Genomic DNA, 18052 nt, shown 5'->3' on the forward strand with positions numbered 1-18052 from the left:
GACATGTCTCCTTGCGTCTTCTTCCTTGTTGTACGCCGCGCAGCGCGCTCGCGCACGGCGTTTTCAGCAGGGTGCGCCGCGGGCGACGCGATCGATGAAGCGTACTCCGCGGCCCGGCCGTCGATCCAATGAGTTATGCTGAACTGCGTTATAAGCTGCGCTCATATCACGACGATGGATCTCACCCTGCTCCGTGCGTTCGCGACGGTGGCCCGCGAAGGCAACCTGACGCGCGCGGCCGTGCAGCTGCACCTGACGCAGCCGGCCGTCAGCCTGCAGATCAAGCATCTGCAGGAAACGCTCGGCATCACGCTGTTCACGCGCACGTCGCGCGGGCTCGCGCTCACGCGCGACGGCCAGACGCTGCTGCCGCACGCGGAGCGCGCGCTCGCCGCGGCCGCCGACGTGCAGCGCGCCGCGGCCGCGCTGCGCCATGAAGTGCGCGGCCGGCTGCGGATCGGCACGATCCTCGATCCCGGTTTCCTGCGGCTCGGCGGCTTCCTGCGCGCGCTGGTCGAAACCCATCCGCAGATCGAGACGGCGCTGCGGCACGGGATGTCAGGGTGGGTACTCGAGCAGATACATGCGCAGGCGCTCGACGTCGGCTACTACATCGGCCGGCCGGGCGAGGACGATCCGCGCGACGAGATGCTGTTCCACACGGTCACGCTCACGCATTTCCAGTATCGCGTGCTGGCGCCGGCCGGCTGGAAGGAGCGTGTGCAGCGCGCGCACGACTGGCGCGCGCTCGCCGCGCTGCCGTGGATCTGGACGCCGCCCGCGTCCGCGCATCACCGGCTGCTGTCGCGGCGCTTCGCGGCGGCCGGCGCGCAGCCGGTCAAGGTTGCCGAGGTCGACCAGGAGCAGTCGATGCTCGACCTCGTGAAATCCGGAATCGGCTTGACGCTCGCACGCGACTCGACCGCGCTGGCCGAAGCGCATGCGCATGCGCTGACGATCGTCGAAGGCGTGACGGTGCCGACCGAACTGACGTTCGTGACGCTCGCCGAGCGGCGCGACGAGCCGGCGATCGCGGCCGCGCTGCGGCTGATCGAGTCCCAATGGGCGATATGAGGGCGGCTGATGTCGATGCGGCCGCTCACGTGCCGGGATTCGGCGCCAGATTCGGTGCCAGATCCGCCGCCTGATCGCCTGATCGCCTGATCGCCTGATCGCCTGATCGCCTGATCGCCTGATCGCCTGATCGCCTGATCGCCTGATCGCCGCATCATCCGCATCACCCGCATCATCCGCATCACCCGCATCACCCGCATCACCCGCATCGCCCGCATCACCCACATCACCCACATCACCCACATCACCCGCATCACCCGCATCGCCCACATCACCCGCATCGCCCACATCACCCGCATCACCCGCATCACCCGCCCCGCGTCGCGTCGCCGCGTCCCGGTGGCTCGTCACGCCAGCATCGCGGGCTTTTTGCTAGATTGTGCGTTCGCACACCGCGAGATCCCTGATTGAAGGAGACCCGCATGGCCCGCAACATCGAGATCAAAGCCCGCGCCCGTGAATTCGACCGGCTGCGCGAACAGGCGGCTACGCTCGCCACCGAAGCACCGCTTTTCTACCGCCAGCAGGATTTCTTCTACGACGTGCCGCGCGGCCGGCTGAAGCTGCGCCGCTTCGAGGACGGCACGCCGGCCGAACTGATCTTCTATCAGCGCGACGACCGCGACGGCCCGAAGGCGTCGTACTACACGCGCAGCCCGGTGACGAACGCCGACGCGATGCATTCGCTGCTCGCGACCGCGCTGACCACGCGCGGGATCGTGACGAAGGAACGGCACGTGTACCTCGTCGGCCGCACGCGGATTCACCTCGACCGCGTCGACGGCCTCGGCGATTTCATCGAACTGGAAGTGGTGCTCGGCCCCGACGACGACGAAGCCGGCGGCGAAGCCGAAGCGCATGACGTGTTCGCGAAGCTCGGCGTGGCGCAGGACGATCTCGTCGCGGTCGCGTACGTCGACCTGCTGAACGCCGACGCGCAATCCGAAGCGGTCTGATCCGGCCCTATCTGCGGCGGGATTCGGCGCTCCACCGCCGGCCGGGCCGCCGCATCACGCGGCGCCGGGCGCCAGATGCGCGAGCGGCAGCGCGCCGTTGCGCTTGAAGGTCGTCAGCACGATGTTCGAGCGCACACTGTCGACGCCCGGCACGCGCATCAGCTTCTTCATCACGAACTGCGACAGCGCGTTGAGATCTGGCGCGACGATGCGCAGCAGGTAATCCGCATCGCCGACCACCGCATGGCATTCGAGCACCTCGGGCAGCACGTCGATCTGCTGCTGGAACTGCTCGATGATCGAATCGCCGTGGTGCTTGAGCTTCAGGCTCGTGAACGCGGTGACGCCGAGCCCGAGCTTCTCGGGGCGCAACATCACGCGGTAGCCTTCGATCACGCCGGCCGCCTCGAGCCGCTGCAGCCGCCGGCCGATCTGCGACGGCGACAGCGGCACCTCCTCGCCGAGCTGCTGGTGCGTCGCGCGGCCGAAGCGCTGCAGCACGTCGAGAAGCGCGAGATCGAAGTGATCGAGTTCCAGCATGAGCAGACTCCGCATTGATTCGTGTTTTAATGCGCGATTATCGCATCAATCTTCGAATTCACGCCAACTTTGCGCCCATTCCGCACGTCGCCCGCTCTACACTTGCATGGTTCCCAACCACAGCGTGCAGAGCCTGATCATGTCCACCGTCGTCACCGCGAAGCTGCAGGAGCAGTTCGACGCGGGCCTCGAAACTCGCGCCGATTTCACCATCGACCAGCCGCTCGAACGCTACGGCCAGGTCGACCACGCGGTGTGGCAGCAGCTCTATGCGCGCCAGTCGGCGCTGCTGCGCGGACGCGCATGCGATGCGTTCATTACCGGGCTCGGGAAGATCGACCTGCCGGCCGACCGCGTGCCGTCGTTCGCCGACGTGAACCGTCAGCTGACGCGGGCAACCGGCTGGGAGATCGTCGCGGTGCCGGGCCTCGTGCCCGATCGCGTGTTCTTCGAGCACCTCGCGAACCGGCGGTTTCCGGTCACCTGGTGGATGCGCCGCCCGGATCAGCTCGACTACCTGCAGGAACCCGACTGCTTCCACGACCTGTTCGGCCACGTGCCGCTCCTGATCGAGCCGGTGTTCGCCGACTACATGCAGGCCTACGGCCGCACCGCGCTCGCGGTCGCCGACGACGAAGCGGCGCTCGCGCGGCTTGCGCGCCTCTACTGGTACACGGTGGAATTCGGGCTGATCCGCGACCCGAACGGCACGAACGGGTTGTCGATCTACGGTGCCGGGATCGTGTCGAGCAAGGGCGAGAGCCTCTACAGCCTCGAAAGCGCGGCGCCGAACCGGCTCGGCTTTGACCTGGAGCGCGTGATGCGCACGCAGTACCGGATCGACACGTTCCAGAGGACCTACTTCGTGATCGACGATTTCGCGCAGCTGTTCGCGCTCGCCGACGTCGACGGCCGTGCGCTGGCCGACCGGCTGGCCGCGCTGCCGGAGTTCCCGGCCGGCGCGGTGCTCGAGCACGATCTCGTGCTGCATCGCGGCACGGGCGAAGTTTGGCCGGACGGGGCGCGGGCGTAACGCGGCAGGCCATGCCGGCATGATTCGGGCTCCGGCGCCCGCCTCTCACCGGATGGCCGCCTCCGGATGCCCGTCGCCGGATGCCCGTCGCTCAACTATGAAACAATGACCGGTACCGGCTTTGCCGCGTGGCTTTTGCCCGCGCGCGAGCGCCGTTAGTTACCGAACGAGGTGCACCATGATTCACAAGCTCACATCAGAAGAACGCAAGACCCGGCTCGAAGGCCTGTCGCACTGGACGGCCGTGCCGGGCCGCGACGCGATCCAGCGCAGCCTGCGCTTCGCCGATTTCAACGAGGCCTTCGGCTTCATGACGCGTATCGCGATCAAGGCGCAGGAAATGAACCATCATCCGGAATGGTTCAACGTGTACAACCGTGTCGACATAACGCTGTCGACCCACGACGCGCACGGCCTGACCGAGCGCGACATCATGCTCGCGCAGTTCATCGACCACGTGTGCGCGCACACCCAGCCGGCCGCCTGAGTCTTCCGCTGCCGCCGCGCATCCTGCGACGCGCGGCGCGCCAACTTTTCATTTCGCTGAACGTTTTCTAGGATGTACTCAGCGAAAGCCTTCAGCTTTCCAAGCCATCCTTAAGGCGCACGTAAGTCTCATACGCTTTCCGCGCCTTGGGGTCCAAACCTTCCAGTTGCAGCGCGCCTTCGCGCTGTACAATCAGCAGCGCATACGGCTTGGAGAGCGCGCTGGCCTCTTCGCAGAGTTTGAGTTCGTCGCCGCTCGATGGCGAGCGGGCGCGCCAGAAATTGATCGCGGCTTCGAGGTCGTGGATCGAAATATCGGACATGATTGGATTTAATCGTTCGCTGGCCGCCATGCTTGATGTCAGGCGATGCGGCGCCCCTGTGGAAACGGCGTCGTGCTGTCCGCGTGCCTGAACCGCCAACCCATTGTACTTGAGCGAACTTCATGCGACTCCTTCTGATCGAAGACGACCGCCCCATCGCACGCGGAATCCAGAGCAGCCTCGAGCAGGCTGGCTTCACCGTCGACATGGTGCATGACGGCATCTTTGCCGAACAGGCGCTGGCACAAAATCGCCACGAACTCGTGATCCTCGACCTCGGCCTGCCGGGCATCGACGGCATGACGCTGCTCACGCGTTTCCGCCAGACCAACCGCCACACGCCCGTGATCGTGCTGACCGCGCGTGACGAACTGAACGACCGGATCCAGGGCCTGAACTCCGGCGCCGACGACTACATGCTCAAGCCGTTCGAGCCGGCCGAGCTCGAAGCGCGCATCCGCGCGGTGATGCGTCGCAGCGGCCCGCACAGCGACATGCCGCGCCCGGAAGTGTCACTCGGCGGCGTCCGCCTGTCGGGCGTCGATCGCCGCATCTTCAACGACGACAAGCCGCTCGAACTGTCGCCGCGCGAGTTCGCCGTGCTCGAAATGCTGCTGCTGCGCCACGGCCGCGTCGTCAGCAAAGCCCAGCTGCAGGATCACCTCACGCATTTCGGCGGCGATCTCGGCGACACCGCGATCGAAGTCTACGTGCACCGCGTGCGCAAGAAACTCGAGCAGTGCCGTGTCGAGATCGTCACGGTGCGCGGCTTCGGCTACCTGCTGCAGGAAATCCGCCAGACCGCGAGCGTCTGAGCGGCGCCGCATGCCGGCCGGCCACGTGCCGCCGGCGCGCCGCCCTGCCCGCGTCGCCGTCCGGCGCACGACCGCGCCGCTCCCCGTGAGCGGCGCTTATCCATTTGCCCGTCGAAATGTCTTCTGATCCGGCTGTCACCACCAGCCTGCGCCGCTCGCTGCTCAGACGCCTCGCCGCGCCGCTGTCGATGCTCGCGCTGATGAGCGGCCTGATTGCCTACTGGCTCGCGTGGCAATACACGCAACACGTGATCGACCGTTCGCTCGCCGATCTCGCGACCGCCATCTCCAAACAGATCCAGATCGCCGGCCCCGACGCGCCGTTCACGGTGCCGCCGCTCGCGCAGGCAATGTTCTCCGATCCGGCCGAGGCGCTGATCTACCGGATCAGCGATGGCGAGGAGGAGCTCGCCGGCGATCCGAAGCTGCCGCTGCGCGGCATCAACGTGCGCCGCATGCATCACGCATACGTATTCGAGGCCGAGTACGACAATCGCGCGGTGCGGGTCGCGCAGGTGCGCGTCGAGGAAGTCGACGGCGGCCGGCCGATGGTGGTCGAGGTCGCGCAGCCGGTGCGGCACCGCTACCGGATCGCCGCCGAATTCCTCGTCGCGATCATGATGCCGCTGCTGCTGTTGCTGCTGGCGGGCTGGGGCATCGTGTGGCGCGTCGTGAACCAGCAGCTCGGCCCGCTCACGCATCTCGCCGATTCGCTGAACCGGCAGACCCACACGTCGCTGGAGCCGGTCGACGAAACCGACGTGCCGCTCGAGATCCGGCCGCTGACGAGCGCGATGAACGCGCTGCTCGGCCGCCTGAAGACCGCGCTCGACGCGCAGCGCAAGTTCATCGCCGATGCCGCGCACCAGTTGCGCACGCCGCTCACCGCCGTGAAGCTGCATGCCGAGCAGGCCGCCGTCGCGCGCGACCCGCAGCAGACCTACGCCGCGGTGCGCGAGCTGCGCGCGGCCGCCGACCGCGCGGTGCGGCTGTCGAACCAGTTGCTGTCGCTCGCGCGGGCGGAGCCGGGTGAACAAGCCGCGCGTTTCGTCGACGTCGACCTCGCCGCGATGGCATTCGAGACGGGTGCCGAGTGGGTGCCGCGCGCGCTCGCGTCGCATGTCGACCTCGGCTTCCAGCGCAGCGACGAACCCGGCGAAGACGAAACGCTGAACGTGCGCGGCAACCCCGTGCTGCTGCGCGAAGTGATCGCGAACCTGCTCGACAATGCGTTGAAATACGTGCCGCTCGCACGGCCGGACGGGGCGCGAATCACGGTGAACGTCGCGCGCGGCGCGCTCGGGGACGGCCAGCCGGCCGCCGAGATCGTCGTCGAGGACAACGGCCCGGGCGTGCCGGCCAATCAGCAGGCCGACCTGTTCAAGCGCTTTTTCCGCGGCGATGCGCAAAGCGGCAACGGCGTCGAGACGGGCGCCGGGCTCGGGCTCGCGATCGTGCACGACATCATCGCGATGCACGGCGGCACGGTGTCGTACGAGGATGCCTCGGAAGGCGGTTCGCGCTTCGTCGTGCGCGTGCCGCTCGCCCAGCGTACCGAGAAGCCGGCGAGCGAAGCGCCGGCCGCCGCGCCGACGCACTGAGTCGCGCGCGGTGCGCGCATCGGCACGGAGGTAGAACCGCCGCGCGGCACGTCGGCGTGCGGCGGCCGTCCGACGAAGCCGCCGCGCTCGATGCGCGGCCGCCCGGTCACTTCTTCTTTTTCTTGTCCTTCGCGGCGGACTCGGACTTGCCGTCCTTGCCCTTCTTGTCCTTCTTCTTTCCTTTCTTGCCGTCGTCGTCCGGTGTGGCGAGCAGCGTGCCGCGGCACGAGTCCGCGCCGCAATGGCACGCGTATTCGCGCTTGAGCTTCTTCGTCAGCTTCTCGTCGATCACGAGGCCATAGTCGTAGAACAGCTCTTCTTCCGGCCCGATGTCGCGCAGCGCGTGGATGAACACGCGGCCCTTCGCCTCCTCGGCCTCGCAGTTCGGCGCGCACGAATGGTTGATCCAGCGCGCGCTGTTGCCGTCGACCTTGCCGTCGATCACGCCGCCTTCTTCCAGTGCGAAGTAGAACGTATGGTTCGGCTCACTCGGGTCGTGCGGATGCCGACGCAGCGCTTCCTTCCACGAAATCCGCTCGCCCTTGTATTCCACTACGCGCTCGCCGGCCTTGATCGGCGCCACCGCGAACACGCCCTTGCCGTGTACTCCCGAGCGGCGCACCGCGATCCTGCGTGAACTCATCGAACGAATCCTTGTGAAGACGAATTGAATGGAAGACGGCCGCGGTCACGGCCCGGCGTCGCGCAAAACGAAAACGCGGCACCGGTGGGTGCCGCGTCGGGCCATGCGGCGAATCACCCGCATCCTACACGTTCAAGATTGCTTCGTTCAACATCGTGCGCAATATCGCGCGCATGACGCTCAACGCTGGCCGAATGCGATGTCGCCGAACAACGCCTTGTGCTCGCGCGGCTGCGAACGCCAGTACTGCGGCGGCGCCGACACCTGCGCGCCGAGCTCGGCGGCCGCATGCCACGGCCAGCGCGGGTCGTACAGCATCGCACGCGCCATCGCGACCAAATCGGCGTCGCCCGCCTCGATCAGCCGGTTCGCATGCGCGGGATCGTTGATGAGGCCGACCGCGATCGTCGGCATCCCGACCGCGCGCTTCACGGCCTGCGCGAACGGCACCTGGTAACCGGGCGACAGCGGAATCTTCTGCAGCGGCGACACGCCGCCGGACGACACGTCGATCCAGTCGCAGCCGCGCTGCTTCAGTTCGTGCGCGAACGCGATCGTGTCGTCGAGTTCCCAGCCGCCCTCGACCCAGTCGGTGGCCGACACGCGCACGCCGACCGGCCGGTCCTCCGGAAACGCCGCGCGCACGATCTCGAAGATCTCGAGCGGAAAGCGCATCCGGTTCTCGCGCGAGCCGCCGTATTCGTCGGTGCGCTGGTTCGAGATCGGCGACAGGAACTGATGCAGCAGGTAGCCGTGCGCCGCATGCACTTCGATCGCGTCGATGCCGAGGCGCGCGGCACGCTTCGCGGCGGCCGCGAACGCGTCGCGGATCCGGTTGAGGCCGGCCGTGTCGAGTGCGAGCGGCGGCGTCTCGCCGTCCTTGTGCGGCAGCGCCGACGGCGCGTGCGGCAACCAGCCGCCATCGGCGACCGACACGAGCTGGCCACCCTTCCACGGCACGTCGCTCGATGCCTTGCGCCCTGCATGCGACAGCTGCATCGCGACGCGGACCGGCGAATGCTTGCGGATCGACGCCAGCACGGGCTCGAGCGCTGCTTCGGTCACGTCGTCCCACAGCCCGAGGTCGCCGGCCGTGATACGCCCGTCGGGTTCGACGGCGGTCGCTTCGATGCAGAGCAGGCCCGCACCGGACAGCGCGAGATGGCCGAGATGAATCATGTGCCAGTCGGTCGCCTCGCCGCGCTCGGCGGAGTACTGGCACATCGGGGAGATCACGATCCGGTTCGGAAGGGTCACGCCGCGCAGCGTGAACGGAGAAAACAGCGCAGTCATGGGTGCCGCTCGCCAGGAAAGGGAAAGAGCACAGGAGCGTAGCATGCAGGCTCGAAGCCTGCTGGCGGCCGGTTCGGCAGTAAGCCGATGGTCAGGGACAGCCGGCGTGAAGCCGGCGGTGATGGTGAGGCAATGCGCACGCGCAATGCGGCAGTGCGCCGGCCGGTTTTGCCGGCGGGCCGCTCACGCGCGATGCCGCACGCGCGGCATCAAAGCCCGACGCTGTCGAGCCACTCCGCGAACATGCGTCGCGCGGCCGTCTCCAGCGCGGGACCGTGCTGCACGGTATCGGCGCGCAACTGGCGCGCGTCGATGCCGGGCGTCGACGCGATTTCGCCGGCGTTACCGATCAGCCAGGGTTCGAAGCGGTCGGCGCGGATTTCAGGATGGCATTGCAGCGCCAGCACGTGCTGTCCCCACGCGAATGCCTGGTGGCGGCATGCCGGTGTCGACGCGAGATGGATTGCGCCGCCCGGCAGGTCGAACGTATCGCCATGCCAGTGCAGCATCGAAGTCGCCGCGCCGTCGAGATGGCGCATCGGCGATGCACGGCCCGCGTCGGTGAGCGTCAGCGGCGCCCAGCCGAGTTCCTTCTGCGCCGCCGGATAGACGCGCGCGCCGAGCGCACGGGCGATGAACTGCGCACCCAGGCAGATGCCGAGGATCGGCAGCCCAGCGTCGATGCGCTGGCGCACGAGAGCGGCGAGCGGCGCGATCGACGGATACTGGGCATCGTCGTACACGCTGAGCGGGCCGCCGAGCATCACGAGCAGCGACGGCTGCAGCGCGTCGAGCACCTCGACGCGCGACGATCCGACGTCGACATAGCGCACGCGCCGCCCGCGCTCGCCGAGCACCTGCTCGAAGCTGCCGAGGTCCTCGAAATGCACGTGGCGGATCGCCACCACTTCAGCGTTCATCATCGGCCTCCCGGTCGATCGACGGACGTCAGCCGGCGAACACCTTCCAGGTCTTCTTTTGCGTGGCCGCGTCGGCTTCTTCGTGCACCGAACAATCCAGACGCAGATCGCTGTCGGCCATCGACAGGTCGAGCGCCGCGCAGTGATGCACGGTCTTCTTCGACCGCTTGCCCGGCTGCAAATGCGTGCACGTGAGGCACATGCGCTGCGGCGGCGTCGCGCCGGCCACCTGCAGTTCGCGCAGCGTCATCAGCAGCGCGCGGTACAGCGCGCTCTGCTCGTCCGTGCCGAGCTTGCCGACCGCTTTCGTCAGGAATTCCGGCCATTGCAGCGCCTTCTTCGCCGCGGTACGGCCGCGGGCCGACAGGCGCACGGCGAGCGCGCGGCCGTCGTCCAGTGCGCGACGCTTCTCGACGAGCCCCTTCGTCTCGAGCGTGCTGACCGCATCGCTGGTGGTCGCCGCGGTGAGCTGCGTCTCGCGTGCGATCTCGCCGAGCCGCATCGGGCCCTTGCGTTGCAGCAGCAGCACGAGGATCTCGCCCTGCGTCGGCGTGAGACCCGCGCCTTCCGCCCAATCCCATGCCTGGCTTCGCATGGCTGTACTCAATCGCAGCAAGCTGTGGGTCACACGTCCCGAAGCCTGATTCCCGTAAACGCCTTCGCTCATAGTCTTTTCGCTTTGCCGCCGCCCGGATTGCCGAGCAGCCGTAGTGTGGAGATCGAATGTCTATCTCAAAACAGACGCTCATCAAGGAGCGTCAACACGGCCGTCGCGAGGCACACGCGGCGGTCGCGTTCGCGGCGACCGGTGAGACACAGGTCGTTCCGGTGTCCGCAAAGCCGACATTCTAAGCGAGAGCGGAAAATCGCACAGCTAAGTTATCCCCTTCACGCAGTGGAAAAACACTGGATAACCGGACTTTTTCGTTGTGCAGGCGATCTCCGCCGGCCCCACGACGCCACGCGCAAACATTTTCCTGTCCGGATCGGACATCGTGTAGACGGCACCGGTCCACCGGGTTATCCATCCCGCAGAGCGTTGACTTTGAAGCGGAATATCGGGTTATCCACAGATTTTCAGGACGACTGGCGACGCGCCGCGCGTGAATCGGCACTGAACGACGTTCAGTGAATCGCCGCGCGGTCGAGCCCGTAATCTGCAATACATTTTTTCATTCACGCCAGCGCAGGCACTGCTGGCGAACCGTCTCGTTCAGCGATTTTTCCTGTTTGAAAACGGTTCTCAACCACGATGCGTCATTCACGCGCGCCTTCGCGAGCGCGCCGATCTCGTCGAGCGCCGCGCGCGAGCCGAGCGCGGCCGCATGCGGCGCGATCCGGTCGAGCGTGTCGAGGATGTCTTCCGCGATCGTGCGGCGCTCACCGGTCTGAGGATTGACGCAGGTGCCCTCGAGCCCGAAGCGGCACGCTTCGAAACGGTTGAACGTGTAGACGAGATAGTCGTCCTCCGACAGCTTCAGCGGCCGGTCGGTCAGCAGGTAGCGCGCGAGCGTCTGGATGTAGCACGCGATCGCGGCCGCGCGATCGACCGACAGCGGCGTGTCCATCACGCGCACCTCGATCGTCCCGTAGCCGGGCTTCGGCCGGATGTCCCAGTAGAAGTCCTTCATCGAGTTGACGACGCCCGTGTTGACCATCTTCGTGAAGTACTCCTCGAAGCTGTCCCAGGTCAGCACGAACGGTGCGCGGCCCGACAGCGGGAACGCGAACACCGAATTCAGGCGCGCCGAATGGAAGCCGGTGTCGACGTTCTGCACGAACGGCGACGACGCGGACAGCGCGATGAAGTGCGGAATGAAGCGTGACATCGAGTGCAGCAGGAACAGCGCGCTGTCTGGATCGGGACAGCCGATGTGCACGTGCTGGCCGAACACGGTGAACTGCTTCGCGAGGTAGCCGTACAGCTCGGAGATGTACTGGAAACGCGGCGCGTCGTAGATCTGCCGGTCGCTCCACTGCTGGAACGCGTGCGTGCCGCCGCCGCACAGCCCGACGTTAAGCTGGTCGGCCGCCTTCACGAGCACGTCGCGGATCGCATGCAGCTCGGACACTGCCTGCTCGTGCGAGTGACAGATGCCGGTCGACAGCTCGATCATGCTCTCGGTGATTTCAGGCGTGATGTTGCCGGGGAAGGTCTCGCCCTGGATCAGGCGCATCAGGTCGGATGCAGCCTTGGTCAGGTCGTAGTTGTGCGTGTTGACGACCTGGATCTCCAGTTCGACGCCGAACGTGAACGGCTCGGAATTGACGAAGGTTTCGAGTGCCATGGCAGGTTCCGGAATCAGTTTCTGTCGCTGCGTTCGCTGACCGCCGACAGGCAGCGGTACACGACGAACGGGCTGACGAGCTGCAGGATCACGATCGTGCACATCACGATCGCGCGCAGATGCGGGTCGAAATTCGGATAGAGCTGGTAGGTGTCGTCGACGAGCAGGTACGACAGCGCGGACATCGGTGTCAGCGCGATGCCGAGCGCGACGCCCTGCTTCATCCCGAGCCCGCTCGGCTTCGCGAACACGACGACGCCGGCCAGCTTGGCGACGAGTCGCGTGACGATCAGCACGATCGCAAGCAGGCCGCCGAGCGCGATGTCGCCCCACGTGAACGACGTGAGCGTCAGCACGAACAGGATCACCGTCAGCAGCCAGCCGGCCGTGCCGAAATGCTCGGGCCACAGCTGCGGACGCGCTTCGAGGTTCTTCACGATGATGCCGGCGAGCAGCAGCGTGAGCAGCGTCGACAGCTTCAGCGCCTGCGCGACCGCGATCGCGAGCATCACGAGGCCGAACAGCGCGACGAACGAATGCTCGTCGCGCATCGTCGAGGTCATGTGGCGGAACAGGTAATTGCACGCGCGCGCGACCAGATACGCGACGATGAACGAACCGGCGATCAGGTAGACGGGTTGCAGGACCGTCGCGAAAACGTTCCCGTACGCTTCCTGGTGCAGCCAGCTCGTCACGAGCTTGGTCAGCACGATCGCGTAGACGCTGTTCAGCGCGGTCAGCGTGATGAGGCGCTGCGACACCTGCCCTTCCGCGCGCAGTTCGGTCTTCAGCTGGATCACCATCGACGGCGACGTCGCGATGGCGATCGCCGACAGCACGAGCGCGACCATGCCCGATACGCCGAGCGCGAGCATCACGAACAGCACGAGCACGAACGTCAGCGTCGCCTCCGCGAGGCTCGATGCGATGAGCCACGGATTGCGGCGGATCCATTTCAGGTCGAGACGGCTGCCGAGCTCGAACAGCAACAGGCCGAGCGCGACGTTGATCAGCAGCCGCGAGGTTTCGTCGGTGCTCGCGTCGATCACGCCGAATCCGAACGACCCGGCAATGAGACCGATCACCGCATAACCGGTGATGCGCGGCAGCCGCCATGCGCGATAGCACAGCTCGCCGCACAGGCCGGCCGCAAACAACGCAAGCCCGGCCCAGAACACGGCATCCGGCGCGAGCGGCCAGTTGGGCAGGAATGAGAACGCCGACTTCATCGTGGTGACTTCTCCTTTGGAAGCGACCGCCAGCGACGCGGGGTCAAGCGTCGGAAATGAGATGCGCGCCGGCTGGGTGTCGCCCCGAATGTGATTGTTGTGGTCGACGACGGCAGGACATGGGGTCCGCCTCTTCCGCCCTCAGGCGGAACTGTCGTTCAGGCTGCCGATCTGGATTGTCGGCCTGGTGTGTGAACGGACTGCGCGGTCTCGAAGACTCAGATTCGAAACCGGGCCGACCGTTCCATTGAAGCATGTCCGGCGCCAGGGCCGAACAAACGCGAAGGAAACCGATTGTGCCACAGCTTTTTCGCTCGGGAACCGATCGAATCGACTCGCGGCGCTGTGAGGCACCGCAGGTCTTTGGTTTCAAAGGTTTACCTGTATATATACATAGTAGAAGTTAACAAGGCCCCCACAGTTCTGTGGATAACTTCGGTTTACGCAACAAGATCAAGAGGTTGGCGCTGCCACAACCCGTTGCACAGGCTGTTCGCTCACAGAAGTTTGAGTTGAGCAACTTTGGGGCCGTTTCACAGCTGTGCCGAGTTACCCAGTTTACGTCCACTGTGATTACACACGAAGCGCGCGCGGATTCCTCGCGGTTATCCACAGCTTCGCGTGGATAACTTTGCACAGAAAAATCGAAGCACTGTGAGGATTCGGCTGACGGAATCAGCCGATCTGGCGGCCGCGCAGCGCGCGGATCAGGAACCGGGCCGGGTCGACGGCGTCGACGAGTTCGCGCTCGAGCGGCAGCGGCTCGCCTTCGAGTTGCGACGCGATCAGCTCGGCGCCGAGCGCCGCCCACACGAGGCCGCGGGAGCCGTAGCCGAATGCGCCGTAGAGGCCCGCGGCGCGCGGCAGGTCGCGCGCCTTCGCGCCGCTCAGCGCGCGCGCGTTCGCGACGGCCTGCGCTTCGTCGGCGAGCGGGCCGATCACCGGCACGCGGTCGGCGACGACCCAGCGAAACGCGACGCGCCCGCGCAGCGTAGCGACGTCCGGCAGCTCGCCGATCAGGCCGGGGAGCAGATGCCGGACGCGCTCGAGGTTTTCGATATGTCCGGCGGTGCGCATCGTCCGGTCGACGTCGTCGGGTTCGAACGTTGCGCCGATCAGCAGCGTGCCGTCGTCGAGCGGCACCGCGTAGCCGTCGCCGATCGTGGGGCACGGCAGCGGCGCCGTGCTGCCGGGCGGCAGCAGCGTGAGCTGGCCGCGCACCGGTTGCAGTGCGACGTGCCGCAGGCCCGCGAGACGCACCGCGTCGCCCGCGTTCGCGAGCACGACGACCGGCGCTTCGGCGAGCGTCGTGCCTGCCGCATCGACGGCGCGCCACATGTCGCGATCACGCTCGAGTCGCGCGACTTCGGTGCCGGCCAGCAGTGTTACGCGTTCGCCGGCCGCCGCGAATTGTGCCGCGCACACCCCGGCCGGCCAGACGGCGCCGCCGTGCGGAAACAGCAGGCCGCCGTGTGCAACCGGCAGGTTCAGATGCGCGCGGGCGGCGTCCGTATCGAGCAGCGACACATAGTCGGACGGTGCGCCGAGCGCGTCGAACGCATCGCGCATCCGCGCGAAATCGTCGGCCGATTCCGCGAGATGGATCATCCCGAGCGTGCTGCGTGCGAACGCATGGCCCGCATCCTCGAGCGCGCGCCAGCGTGCGAGCGCATGCAGGAACCCGCTGCGCGTGAGGCGGCTCGCGACGTTGTCGTCGCGCGTCATCAGTGGATGGAATACACCGGCCGGGTTGCCCGATGCCTCGCTCGCGATCCGCTCGTGCCGCTCGATCAGCGTGATGTTCCAGCCGCGCGCGGCGAGCCGTTCGACGACCGCGCAGCCTGCCAGGCCCGCACCGATCACGATCGCTTCGCGCGTGACAACCGGCGATGCACGCGGCGGTTCGTGCCTGCGCATCCGCCAGCGCGGCGCGTATTCGCCGACGCGCAACGCGGGTTCGCGTGCGCAATCCTCGACGTCGCGACTCGTGAAACCCGTTTGCTCGAGCGCATGTTTCACGGTGTCGTCGTGCGAATGCGTCGCATAGGTCGCACCCTCGGCGGCGATGCGTGCGAGTGCGCGGATCACGTCGGGCGACAGCACATCGCCGTGCGCGGCCGACGCGACATTGCCGAGATAGAACGCGTCGGCGCGCGCGACGAGCCGTTGCAGCATGTCGTGCGCATCGCCGAATGCAAGCGTGAGCACCACGCGTCCCGCGTCGAATTCGAGCCGGTGCAGGCCGGGCACATGCATCGGCCACGCGTCGATCAAAGCCTCGGCATTTTCCGAAATGGTTGTGTCTGCAACCAAATTGGAAACGGCACGGCGCAGGTCCTCGCGCGCGAACGGATGCGGTTCGATCGCGACGAAGTGCAACCGCTCGCAGCGTGCGGGGTCGTCGCGCCATGCGGCCCACGTCGTGAGAAAACGGCTGCCCGTGCCGAATCCCGTTTCGACGATCGTGAACGTGCGGCGGCCCTGCCAGCGGGCCGGCAGGCCGGTGCCGGCGAGCATCCGGTTCGCGTGCGCGCGAGTGCGCGACGCGTCGCGTGGGAGCTCACCGTACTCGGGCGAGACGAGAATGCCGTCGTCGCGGCGGGCGAGCGTGGCGGGAACGAGTCGGTCGGGCATGCGAAACAAAAAACGTGGCAGCCAAGCCTGGCAAGGGTTTGCGCGGAGGCGTCCGGCGCGCCGTTGGCAAGATCCAACGGCGTTGCGCGCGGGCGGACGCGGCTGCGAGCCCTGTCCGGTTGGCGCAGGTCAAAAAACGGGCAATCGACGATTCATTCGGCGAAATACTGATGAAAATCTTTGAAACCCTTGTCGTTATTGGGTTTGCGCTGCGCTATCATAGCAACGCCGTACCGCGGGGTGGCCGCCGGCAAGCCGGCCGGCACGTCGCGCGGGCCAGGATTCGGCGCTGTGTCGTCGGAGTCTGACTCTCGACGGCACGGTTCGCGCACGTATAATCGGCGCGTTCGCGCTGTTCGTGTCAAACCTAACCTGAAAAAGGAACCTTAATGAACAAACAGGAACTGATCGACGCCGTCGCCGCCCAAACGGGCGCCAGCAAGGCTCAAACCGGCGAAACGCTGGACACGCTGCTCGAAGTCATCAAGAAGGCCGTGTCGAAGGGTGATGCGGTTCAGCTGATCGGCTTCGGCAGCTTCGGTTCGGGCAAGCGCGCAGCACGTACGGGCCGCAACCCGAAGACCGGCGAAACCATCAAGATTCCGGCAGCCAAGACGGTCAAGTTCACGGCTGGCAAGGCGTTCAAGGACGCCGTCAACAAGCGTTGATTCAGCGCCTGCGCCAGGAAAAAAACCCGCCTTTCGGCGGGTTTTTTGTTGGTCGCGCGCGGCATTTACGCCACAGTCCGCCCCTCTCTTGCAAGATTTAACGGTTACCTTTCGCGCGCCGTTTTTTACCGCGCGTTACGCGTGCACGATCTGCGCGTCGGGATCCTCGTCGTCATGCGCGTCGACATCCCATGCCGGGAACGGATCGTCGAACGCGGTCCATTGCGCCGCACCGAGTGCGAATTCCGCATCGGTGAGCAGGCATGCATCGAGCTTCGCGCGCCATGCGTCGGCATCGAGCCCGATGCCGATCAGCACGAGCTCCTGACGGCGATCGCCAACCGAGCGGTCGTCGAGGTCACCCTGCCACTCCGTGCGAATTTCCGCGAGCAGTTCGTCGTCATCCGGCCATTCCGCGCGATCCTGCGCGGCCCACCAGAGGCCTGCCGGGCCATGCCGGCACACGCCGCCCGCCTGCGACAGCGAACCCGCGATGTCGTTGCGCGTCGCGAGCCAGAAGAAGCCCTTGCTGCGCAGCACGCCCGGCCACTCCTGATGCAGCAGCGCCCAGAGTCGTGCCGGATGAAACGGCCGGCGCGCGCGGTAAACAAAATTGCCGATGCCGAATTCGTCAGCTTCGCCGTGTACGTGCGCATGATGCGGATCATGGCACTCGGGATCGTCGCAATGCGTGTGATCGTCATCCAGCGACGCAAGCCAGCCCGGCGCGTTCGCGGCTTCGTCGAAATCGAAGCGGCCGGTGTTCAGCACTTCATCGAGCGGCACGTTGCCGAACGTCGACACGACCTGGTGCGCGCGCGGGTTGAGCCGCGCAAGGATATGCCGCAGGCGCGCGAGTTCGTCCGCGCCGACGAGGTCGGCCTTGTTGATCACCAGCACGTCGCAGAATTCGATCTGCTCGATCAGCAACTCGACGAGCGTGCGATCGTCTTCGTCCGATGCGGCGATGCCGCGCGTCGCGAGCGCGTCGTCGGAACCGTAGTCGCGCAGGAAATTGTAGGCGTCGACCACGGTGACGAGCGTGTCGAGCCGCGCGACGTTCGACAGCGACGTGCCGTCGTCGTCGACGAACGTGAAGGTTTCGGCGATCGGCATCGGCTCCGCGATGCCGGTCGATTCGATCACGATCGCATCGAAGCGGCCGTCGGCCGCGAGATTGCGAATCTCGACGAGCAGATCGTCGCGCAGCGTGCAGCAGATGCAGCCGTTCGACATCTCGACGAGGCGTTCCTCGACGTGCGATAGCGCCTGCGCATCGCGCACGAGCGACGCGTCGATGTTGACCGCCGCGAGATCGTTGACGATCACCGCGACTTTCAGGCCCGCGCGGTTCGCGAGAATGTGATTGAGCAGCGTGGTCTTGCCGGCGCCGAGGAAACCGGACAGCACGGTGACGGGCAACGGCTGGTTCATTGCCGGATTCATAACGATTTGCACCAACGGAAAAGATGAAAAAGCAGCCGTGGGGCCCCGGCGGGGCGCGATCGGCCCGCTGCCGGTCGCCCGCAGCCAGTCGCCCGACGCCGGT

The 18052-nt window shown here is 66.5% G+C and carries 17 protein-coding genes; 7 read left to right on the top strand and 10 right to left on the bottom strand.

The window, feature by feature from the left end; genetic code table 11:
- The first annotated feature begins 174 nt into the window (after positions 1-174).
- Complete coding sequence (locus tag SB786_RS08835) at positions 175-1074, top strand: LysR family transcriptional regulator (protein WP_410727136.1); 900 nt, start codon at positions 175-177, stop codon at positions 1072-1074.
- A 422-nt stretch (positions 1075-1496) separates the two neighbouring features.
- A complete protein-coding gene (locus SB786_RS08840; protein WP_410727137.1) occupies positions 1497-2030 on the top strand; it encodes a class IV adenylate cyclase in 534 nt (177 codons plus the stop codon).
- A gap of 54 nt (positions 2031-2084) precedes the next feature.
- Here SB786_RS08840 and SB786_RS08845 read toward each other — a convergent pair whose 3' ends face one another.
- Entirely contained in the window at positions 2085-2570 is a 486-nt protein-coding gene (locus tag SB786_RS08845) for an Lrp/AsnC family transcriptional regulator (protein WP_006408082.1), read from the bottom strand.
- 106 nt (positions 2571-2676) lie between these two features.
- On the opposite strand from SB786_RS08845, the gene phhA reads away from it, so the two are divergent.
- Both phhA and SB786_RS08855 read left to right on the top strand, forming a co-directional pair.
- Positions 2677-3603 carry a phenylalanine 4-monooxygenase gene (phhA, locus tag SB786_RS08850; RefSeq protein WP_410727138.1) on the top strand — a complete coding sequence of 309 codons (927 nt, stop codon included), beginning with the start codon at positions 2677-2679 and terminating at the stop codon, positions 3601-3603.
- A gap of 121 nt (positions 3604-3724) precedes the next feature.
- Positions 3725-4090: a 4a-hydroxytetrahydrobiopterin dehydratase gene (locus SB786_RS08855; protein WP_410727139.1), complete on the top strand. Its 366-nt coding sequence runs from the start codon at positions 3725-3727 to the stop codon at positions 4088-4090.
- A 91-nt stretch (positions 4091-4181) separates the two neighbouring features.
- Here SB786_RS08855 and SB786_RS08860 read toward each other — a convergent pair whose 3' ends face one another.
- Complete coding sequence (locus SB786_RS08860; RefSeq protein WP_006756491.1) at positions 4182-4412, bottom strand: DUF3717 domain-containing protein; 231 nt, start codon at positions 4410-4412, stop codon at positions 4182-4184.
- Positions 4413-4534: 122 nt separating this feature from the next.
- Here SB786_RS08860 and SB786_RS08865 point away from each other — a divergent pair, with 122 nt between their 5' ends.
- Both SB786_RS08865 and SB786_RS08870 read left to right on the top strand, forming a co-directional pair.
- Positions 4535-5227 carry a response regulator transcription factor gene (locus SB786_RS08865; RefSeq protein WP_006401494.1) on the top strand — a complete coding sequence of 231 codons (693 nt, stop codon included), beginning with the start codon at positions 4535-4537 and terminating at the stop codon, positions 5225-5227.
- A 116-nt stretch (positions 5228-5343) separates the two neighbouring features.
- The gene (locus tag SB786_RS08870; protein WP_410727140.1) at positions 5344-6828 is read left to right on the top strand and encodes a sensor histidine kinase; all 1485 of its coding nucleotides are present in this window, start codon (positions 5344-5346) and stop codon (positions 6826-6828) included.
- A 106-nt stretch (positions 6829-6934) separates the two neighbouring features.
- Here the strand turns inward: SB786_RS08870 and SB786_RS08875 are convergent, their stop codons facing one another.
- The 7 genes from SB786_RS08875 to mnmC all read right to left on the bottom strand — a co-directional run bounded on the left by SB786_RS08875 (position 6935) and on the right by mnmC (position 15835).
- On the bottom strand, positions 6935-7471 hold the full coding sequence (locus tag SB786_RS08875) for an SET domain-containing protein (protein WP_410727141.1): 537 nt from the start codon (positions 7469-7471) through the stop codon (positions 6935-6937).
- 180 nt (positions 7472-7651) lie between these two features.
- On the bottom strand, positions 7652-8764 hold the full coding sequence (locus SB786_RS08880; protein WP_410727142.1) for an NADH:flavin oxidoreductase/NADH oxidase: 1113 nt from the start codon (positions 8762-8764) through the stop codon (positions 7652-7654).
- A gap of 209 nt (positions 8765-8973) precedes the next feature.
- Entirely contained in the window at positions 8974-9684 is a 711-nt protein-coding gene (locus SB786_RS08885; protein ID WP_012362744.1) for a glutamine amidotransferase, read from the bottom strand.
- A 28-nt stretch (positions 9685-9712) separates the two neighbouring features.
- Complete coding sequence (locus SB786_RS08890; protein WP_410727143.1) at positions 9713-10351, bottom strand: MarR family winged helix-turn-helix transcriptional regulator; 639 nt, start codon at positions 10349-10351, stop codon at positions 9713-9715.
- 505 nt (positions 10352-10856) lie between these two features.
- On the bottom strand, positions 10857-11972 hold the full coding sequence (locus SB786_RS08895; protein WP_006751345.1) for a YbdK family carboxylate-amine ligase: 1116 nt from the start codon (positions 11970-11972) through the stop codon (positions 10857-10859).
- A 14-nt stretch (positions 11973-11986) separates the two neighbouring features.
- Positions 11987-13201 (bottom strand): cation:proton antiporter, encoded by a 1215-nt coding sequence (locus SB786_RS08900; protein ID WP_175692824.1) that lies wholly within the window; start codon positions 13199-13201, stop codon positions 11987-11989.
- A 675-nt stretch (positions 13202-13876) separates the two neighbouring features.
- Positions 13877-15835, bottom strand: a complete 1959-nt coding sequence (gene mnmC / locus SB786_RS08905; protein ID WP_410727144.1) for a bifunctional tRNA (5-methylaminomethyl-2-thiouridine)(34)-methyltransferase MnmD/FAD-dependent 5-carboxymethylaminomethyl-2-thiouridine(34) oxidoreductase MnmC — start codon at positions 15833-15835, stop codon at positions 13877-13879.
- A gap of 389 nt (positions 15836-16224) precedes the next feature.
- Between mnmC and SB786_RS08910 the strand changes: the two genes are divergently transcribed.
- Entirely contained in the window at positions 16225-16503 is a 279-nt protein-coding gene (locus SB786_RS08910; protein ID WP_006401505.1) for an HU family DNA-binding protein, read from the top strand.
- 135 nt (positions 16504-16638) lie between these two features.
- Here the strand turns inward: SB786_RS08910 and SB786_RS08915 are convergent, their stop codons facing one another.
- Positions 16639-17949, bottom strand: a complete 1311-nt coding sequence (locus SB786_RS08915) for a GTP-binding protein (protein ID WP_410727145.1) — start codon at positions 17947-17949, stop codon at positions 16639-16641.
- Positions 17950-18052 lie beyond the last annotated feature (103 nt).

It is taken from the genome of Burkholderia sp. SIMBA_062 (assembly GCF_046534765.1).
Lineage (GTDB): Bacteria > Pseudomonadota > Gammaproteobacteria > Burkholderiales > Burkholderiaceae > Burkholderia > Burkholderia ambifaria.